The 6,692-nt window shown below is 69.1% G+C and carries 5 protein-coding genes; 4 read left to right on the forward strand and 1 reads right to left on the reverse strand.

All coding sequences use genetic code 11. From position 1 onward, the window contains the following. The first annotated feature begins 210 nt into the window (after positions 1-210). Both ACFVH2_RS18885 and ACFVH2_RS18890 read left to right on the forward strand, forming a co-directional pair. Positions 211-1,500 carry a hypothetical protein gene (locus ACFVH2_RS18885; protein ID WP_378425966.1) on the forward strand — a complete coding sequence of 430 codons (1,290 nt, stop codon included), beginning with the start codon at positions 211-213 and terminating at the stop codon, positions 1,498-1,500. 29 nt (positions 1,501-1,529) lie between these two features. Continuing rightward, positions 1,530-2,321: a polysaccharide deacetylase family protein gene (locus ACFVH2_RS18890; RefSeq protein WP_378426140.1), complete on the forward strand. Its 792-nt coding sequence runs from the start codon at positions 1,530-1,532 to the stop codon at positions 2,319-2,321. Positions 2,322-2,352: 31 nt separating this feature from the next. Here the strand turns inward: ACFVH2_RS18890 and ACFVH2_RS18895 are convergent, their stop codons facing one another. Next, on the reverse strand, positions 2,353-3,192 hold the full coding sequence (locus ACFVH2_RS18895; protein WP_378425965.1) for a ZIP family metal transporter: 840 nt from the start codon (positions 3,190-3,192) through the stop codon (positions 2,353-2,355). A 262-nt stretch (positions 3,193-3,454) separates the two neighbouring features. Here ACFVH2_RS18895 and ACFVH2_RS18900 point away from each other — a divergent pair, with 262 nt between their 5' ends. Both ACFVH2_RS18900 and hutH read left to right on the forward strand, forming a co-directional pair. After that, positions 3,455-4,849 (forward strand): amino acid permease, encoded by a 1,395-nt coding sequence (locus tag ACFVH2_RS18900; RefSeq protein WP_378425963.1) that lies wholly within the window; start codon positions 3,455-3,457, stop codon positions 4,847-4,849. A gap of 87 nt (positions 4,850-4,936) precedes the next feature. Next, complete coding sequence (hutH, locus tag ACFVH2_RS18905) at positions 4,937-6,484, forward strand: histidine ammonia-lyase (protein WP_378426138.1); 1,548 nt, start codon at positions 4,937-4,939, stop codon at positions 6,482-6,484. Positions 6,485-6,692: the final 208 nt, after the last annotated feature.

Here is a 6,692-nt window from a genome sequence, read left to right on the forward strand (position 1 = left end):
CGATGTACTGCTGACCTCGCACCCAAGGCTCGGGCTGCGACCGGCCTTCCTCGGATCTTGCTCCTCACCGACCCGGCCTGCAAGGCCCGGCGGCGCGGCGGATTTCCGCGATCGTCGGATGGACGAACCCTCAGCAGGTGTTTACTGGTCTTGGCCCGCCGCGCCGGCATCGGCTCGTGGAGCCTCTTCCGTGAGCGGAGGTGTGCGTGGATGTGGGGACTGTCGATCGCATTGCTACGCAGGCGGACCACGGTCCTCGCCGTGGCCGCGACGGTATCGGGTGTGCTCGGCGCGATGCCTGCCGCCGCAGCAGAGCGGGCGCAACCACCGACCGACCTCGGCTGTGCCTGGCAGTTCATGTCGAACAGCACCGTGCTCAACGTGGCGTTTCCGGACGCCAACGCGACCTACTGGGTGCTGCCGTACTCGCTGGGCGCGGGAGACCGGATCGAGCTGGCCGGTCAGTACCCGCACGCCCGGTACATGTCGCTCAATACCTACGGCACCAACTTCGACACCGTCGACACCCTCCGGGACAACCAGATCACGCCGGATCCAGGCAGCACCAACCCCTTCGCCGGCGCGAACACAGCTCCGGGGGCGCCGCGGAGCTGGCACGCGACGGTGCTGCCCGGAACGGCTGACCACGCCGCCAACCAGATCCGGGGCCTGCCCGCCGCGGGCCAGTCCGCTCCGCTCGGGTTCCTGATCATCCGGGTGTACGTGCCCGACGACCCGAACTCGGCGGCCGGGGGGGTACCCCTGCCGGATGTCACCCTCGTGCACGGAGACGGCGCGGTCCGCGCACCGGTCGCGACGTGCACTGCACCGTTCGACCCCGCGGCCGCGCCGAACGGTCCGGTGAACCAGGCACTCACCGCCGCCTTCGACAGCGTCATCGCGGGCGCCGCCTCCGGCGCGTTCCCCGGCAACGTGCCGGAGGCCACCTTCGTCAATCCCGCAAGCACGTCCGGCCTGTTTCCCAACGGCGACAACAAGTATCTCGGCGCCGGGCTGACCTATCAGCCCGGCCGGATCGTCGTGGTTCGCGGGCGTGCGCCGACCTTCCCGGACACCCGGGCAGGGGCCTCGCCAACCGAACCCGGTGAGCAGGTGCGGTACTGGTCGATGTGCCAGAACGATCAGGTCTCGCCGTACCCGGTGGTCGCGTGCGCGGCCGACTTCCAGACCCGGGTCGACTCGGCCGGTAACTACACGTACGTGGTCGCGGCCCCGGCAGACGTGCCGGTCACGGCCACAACAGATCCGACCGTCACCGTGCTGCTGTGGGGGTCAACCCAGGTGCCGAAGAAGGTGCTCTTCATGCGCCACATGCTGCCGAGCGCGCAGTTCTACCCGCAGTCGGTGCAGGCCTCGCAGGACCAGCACATCGATCCCGCGACCTCGATGGGCGCGTACTACCCCGAGGCGACCTACTGCTCGACCTCGACGTTCGACAGCGGGGGGTACCGAGCGTGTTTCGACACCGGAGGTGGGTAGTCGTGCCGGGCCGCGCTGCCGCCCGTTACCTGGATCGGCGCACCCTGTTTCGCATCGCCGGTGCCGGCGCCCTCGCGCTCGCCGCCGGCGTCGGCACGGCCAATGCCGATCCGGCACGGGTTTCCGACCCCGGATTCGTCCTGCCACCCGTACCGCCGCTGCCACCGATCCCGGGATTGCCCGGTCCACCACTGATGCCACGCGTACCGGCGCCGCTCGGCGTGATCACCCAGCTGCCCGGCGTCGGCAATCTGCTCGCATTGACCGTGGACGACGGCACCACCTCGGACGTCGTCGCCGCGTATGCGCAGCTGTGCCGCGACACTGGATTTCGGATCACCTTCTTCCCGAACGGGGTCAACCGATCGTGGACCGACAACGCGCCCGCCCTGCGGCCGATGGTCGAGTCCGGTCAGGTCGTGCTCGGCAACCACACCTGGTCGCACCCGGACATCACGACACTGCCGCCGCGCGCCCTTGCCGACCAGATCAACCGAAATGCAGAATTCCTGCGCAACACGTACGGAGTGACCGGATCGCCCTTCTTCCGACCGCCGTACGGACGACACAATGCGACCACCGACCGCGTCGCCACAGATCTCGGCTACCGCACGATCACGCTGTGGAGCGGCACCATCGGCGACTCGGTCATCGTCACCGAGGCGGATGTAATTGCCGCCGCGAAGCGGTCGTTCCAGCCTCAGTCGATCGTGCTGTGCCACGCCAATCAGCGAGTCGTCCCGCGGACCTTCCCACAGCTCGTCGATATCGTGAACAGCCGCAACCTCCGAACCGTCACGCTCTCCGACGTCTACTCGTAGCCGGGCAGTCCCCGCAGCCGGGTTCGTCGGTTCACGCGCCGGCCGCAGTGACCACGGCGTCCGTGAGGAAGCCGAGGACCACGCCGAGCAGGATGCCCCAGGTGACGAGCTCCTTCATCCCGCTGGCACGGGCCACCGCGAGCAATTCGATCACCACGTAGAGAATCGAGCCGGCGGCGAGGGTGAGAAACCCGATCGAGAGGGTGCTGTTGGTGACGTGCTGGCCGACGACAGTGCCGAGGAACGTCGGCCCACCGGCAATCAGTCCCAGCAACGCGAGTCGACCCCACGAGGGCCTGGTGCCGGCGGCGGCGAGCGGCGCGACGATGCCGAATCCCTCGGTCGCATTGTGCAGCCCGAATCCGATGACCAGGAGGATCGCGAGCTGAAGTTCGCCGGTGGCGGCGGACGTACCGATGGCCAGCCCTTCGGCGAAGTTGTGCAGCCCGATGCCGACCGCGATCATCATCGACAGGGCGGCGAAGCGGGATCGAGTCGCCGCGCTCGCGGGGTAGTCCGTGATCGAGGCCGCGCCGGGGCCGCCACCGGACCGACCCGCGGCCGCGGCGACTCGGTGCGCGACCCGCCGGTCGAAGTAGACGAGGCCGAGCAGCCCCACCCCGAAACATCCGACGAAGACCACACCGTTGCCGGCGGCGGGTCCGTAGTCGTGGTCGCTCAGCGCGGTGTCGATCGGTTCCCATGCATGACTGAGGACGTCCCACAGCAGGAAGACGAGGATGCCGATGGCGACCGCGTTGAGGAGGGCACGCAGCCGGGGAGCGGGGGACCGGAGCCGACCGATCGGCAACCCCAGGAAGATCGTGAATCCTGCGATTGCGCCGAGCAGCGCGATACCGGTCGGTGTCATTCTCGATCGCCTTCAGTAGATGTGATGCTGCCCCACCAGGCCCCGAATCTTAGGTAAGGCTAGCCCCGCTTCGGCGCGGATGTCGAGTGCGGGCGCATCGCCCGCCCGCCCGCGCGACCGTGCCGGAACCCGACGGGCGGGCATGTCAGCTCGAGAAAGTCGGCGAGTTGTCTATACAGGCATATACCCCCTCTGCTAATGTGACTCACCGCACAGTTGGCAAGGGTCGAATCGCTGCCAACACAGTCCAGGGAGATCGCTTGTGAAAGACACCGTCGCGACGCTGACCAGAGGGTTGTCGGCACGCCACATCAGGTTCATCGCACTGGGTTCGGCCATCGGTACTGGCCTGTTCTACGGATCGGCGGAGGCGATCAACCGGGCCGGACCGTCGGTACTGCTCGCCTACCTCATCGGTGGTGCGGCGATCTACCTGGTGCTCCGCGCGCTCGGCGAGATGGCCGTGAGCAATCCCGTGTCGGGATCGTTCGGCGAGTACGCGAGCAAGCACCTGGGCCCGCTGGCCGGGTTCGTCACCGGCTGGACCTACACCTTCGAGATGATCGTGGTGTGCCTGGCGGACGTGACCGCGTTCGGCGTCTACATGGGCTTCTGGTTCCCGGACGTGCCCCGCTGGATCTGGGTGCTGGCGATCATCTTCTTCATCGGCGCGATCAATCTGCTCAGCGTCAAGGTCTTCGGCGAGGTGGAGTTCTGGTTCACCCTGGTCAAGATCGCCGCGATCGTCGCGATGATCGCCGGCGGCATCGCGATCCTGATCTTCGGATTCGGGATCCACGACACCGGCACGGGCGTGAGCAACCTGTGGTCCGGCGGCGGTTTCTTCGCCACCGGGTTCGGCGGTTTCGTCAGCTGCTTCGCGATCGTGATGTTCGCGTTCGGCGGCACCGAGATCATCGGGATCACCGCGGGCGAGGCGGAGGACCCGGAACGCACCATTCCCCGCGCGATCAACACCGTCCCGGTGCGGATCATCCTGTTCTACGTGCTCACCCTCGCGGTGATCATGGCGATCAATCCGTGGCAGACGATCGGCACCGAGGGCAGTCCCTTCGTGCAGATCTTCCAGGGCCTCGGGATCGGACCGGCCGCGACGGTGCTGAACGTCGTGGTCATCACCGCCGCGCTGTCGGCGATCAACAGCGACATCTTCGGCGCCGGCCGGATGATGTTCGGGATGGCCCAGCGCGGCCAGGCCCCCGCGATGATGGGGCAGGTCTCCCGCAATGGCGTGCCCTGGATGACGGTGGTCATCATGACGATCACGCTGCTGTTCGGCGCGCTGCTCAACTACCTGATCCCGGACCGGGTGTTCCTGGTCATCGCGTCGATCGCCACGTTCGCGACGATCTTCGTCTGGCTGATGATCCTGCTCTCGCACTACCGCTCGCGGCAGCGGATGAACCCGGCCGAGGCCGCCGCCCTGAAGTTCCCGGTGCCGTTCTGGCCGTACGGGCAGCTGCTCGCCATCGGGTTCCTGGTTTTCGTGGTCGCGGTGCTCGCCTTCGACGCCGACACCCGTGTCGCACTGGTCGTCGGGGCGGTGTGGCTTGCCCTGCTCGCCCTCGCGTACCGCCGGTGGGTGCGACCCCGGCCCGAACCGACCGAAGCCGAACTCGCGGCCCGGACGTCCTGACTCGACCGACAAATTTTCGCTACCCCTCATTCGAAACGGAGAACAATCATGAGCACGAACACCCTCTCGCACACGGAGAAGCGAGCTATGAACAACACTGAACCCGTCGTGGTCGGAGTCGGTGCCGTGACGCCGGAGGAGGTCGTGCGCGTCGCTCGATTCGGCGCGCCGGTGCGGCTCTCCGAGGAGGCTCTCGCGGCGATCGGCGTCAGCCGGACCCGCGTCCAGGCCCTCGCCGAGGATCCCAAGCCGGTGTACGGAGTGTCGACCGGCTTCGGCGCGCTCGCCACCCGGCACATCCCGCTGGAGCTGCGGGCCCAGCTGCAGCGCAGCCTGATCCGCTCGCACGCGGCCGGTTCCGGTCCCGAGGTGGAGCGCGAGGTGGTCCGCGCGCTGATGCTGCTGCGACTGTCGACGCTGGCGACCGGCCGCACGGGCGTCCGCCCGGAGGTGGCCCAGGTGTACGCGTCGCTGCTGTCGGCCGGCATCACCCCGGTCGTGCACGAGTACGGCAGCCTCGGCTGCTCGGGCGACCTGGCGCCGCTCGCGCACGTCGCGATGGCCGTGATCGGGGAGGGCACGGTCCGGGACGCCGACGGCGAGCTCAAGCCTGCCGCGGAGGCGCTGGCCGCCGCCGGGATCGAGCCGGTCGAGCTCCGGGAGAAGGAGGGCCTGGCCCTCATCAACGGCACCGACGGCATGCTCGGCATGCTGGTCCTGGCCTGCCACGACCTGCGGAAGTTGCTCGCGCTCGCGGACGTCACCGCGGCGATGAGCGTCGAGGGCCTGATGGGCACGGACAAGGTGTTCGCCGCGGACCTGCAGGCGCTGCGGCCGCAGCCCGGCCAGGCGGTGGCGGCGGCGAACATGACCCGGCTGCTCGCCGGCTCGGGAATCGTCGCCAGCCACGCCACCCCGGACTGCACGGTCGTGCAGGATGCCTACTCGCTGCGCTGCGCGCCGCAGGTCGCGGGCGGAGCCCGCGACACCGTCGCGCACGCGGAGCGCATCGCCTCCTTCGAGCTGGCGAGCGCAGTCGACAACCCGGTGGTGACCCTGGACGGCCGGGTGGAGTCCAACGGCAACTTCCACGGCGCGCCGGTCGCGTACGTGCTCGACTTCCTCGCGATCGTCGTCGCCGATGTGGCGAGCATGAGCGAGCGCCGGACGGACCGGTTCCTCGACGCCGCGCGCAACCACGGCCTGCCGCCGTTCCTGGCCGACGACCCGGGCGTGGACAGCGGACACATGATCGCGCAGTACACGCAGGCGGCGATCGTGTCCGAGCTCAAGCGGCTGGCCGCGCCCGCGAGCGTCGACTCGATCCCGTCCTCCGCCATGCAGGAGGACCACGTGTCGATGGGCTGGTCGGGCGCCCGAAAGCTGCGGCGGTCCGTCGACGGCCTCACCCGGGTGCTCGCCATCGAGGCGCTCACCGCCGCCCGCGGACTGGACCTGCGCGCGCCGCTCGAGCCGTCGCCGGCGACCGGCGCCGTGCGTGACACGATCCGGGAGCGCGTGCAGGGGCCGGGCACGGACCGCCACCTGGCGCCGGAGATCGAGTCCGCGGTGCAGCTGGCCGCGTCCGGCGCGCTGTTGGAGAGCGCCGAGGCCGTGGTCGGCAAGCTCGGCTGATTCGCACATCCGGACGCACCTCGACATGACACATCGGACAACCGGTGAAACCGGATACGGGACGACGTCGTTCCGTACCACGGCGTCCGACCGCACGGTGGTGGGGGGGGGGGCGGGCCCCCGGCCCCCCCCACGGGGTGGGGGGCGGGCCCCACCGCGCGCGGGCAGTCGACCCCGACGCCACGCGGGCACAATAAATGAGTTTCTG

It is taken from the genome of Rhodococcus sp. NPDC127527 (genome assembly GCF_042672245.1).
Taxonomy (GTDB): domain Bacteria; phylum Actinomycetota; class Actinomycetes; order Mycobacteriales; family Mycobacteriaceae; genus Rhodococcus_G.

Bases quoted from the DNA above. Each gene is read 5' to 3' on its own strand.
- ACFVH2_RS18895 (WP_378425965.1), bottom strand. From the start codon at position 3,192: ATGACACCGACCGGTATCGCGCTGCTCGGCGCAATCGCAGGATTCACG.
- hutH (WP_378426138.1), top strand. From the start codon at position 4,937: ATGAACAACACTGAACCCGTCGTGGTCGGAGTCGGTGCCGTGACGCCG.
- ACFVH2_RS18885 (WP_378425966.1), top strand. From the start codon at position 211: ATGTGGGGACTGTCGATCGCATTGCTACGCAGGCGGACCACGGTCCTC.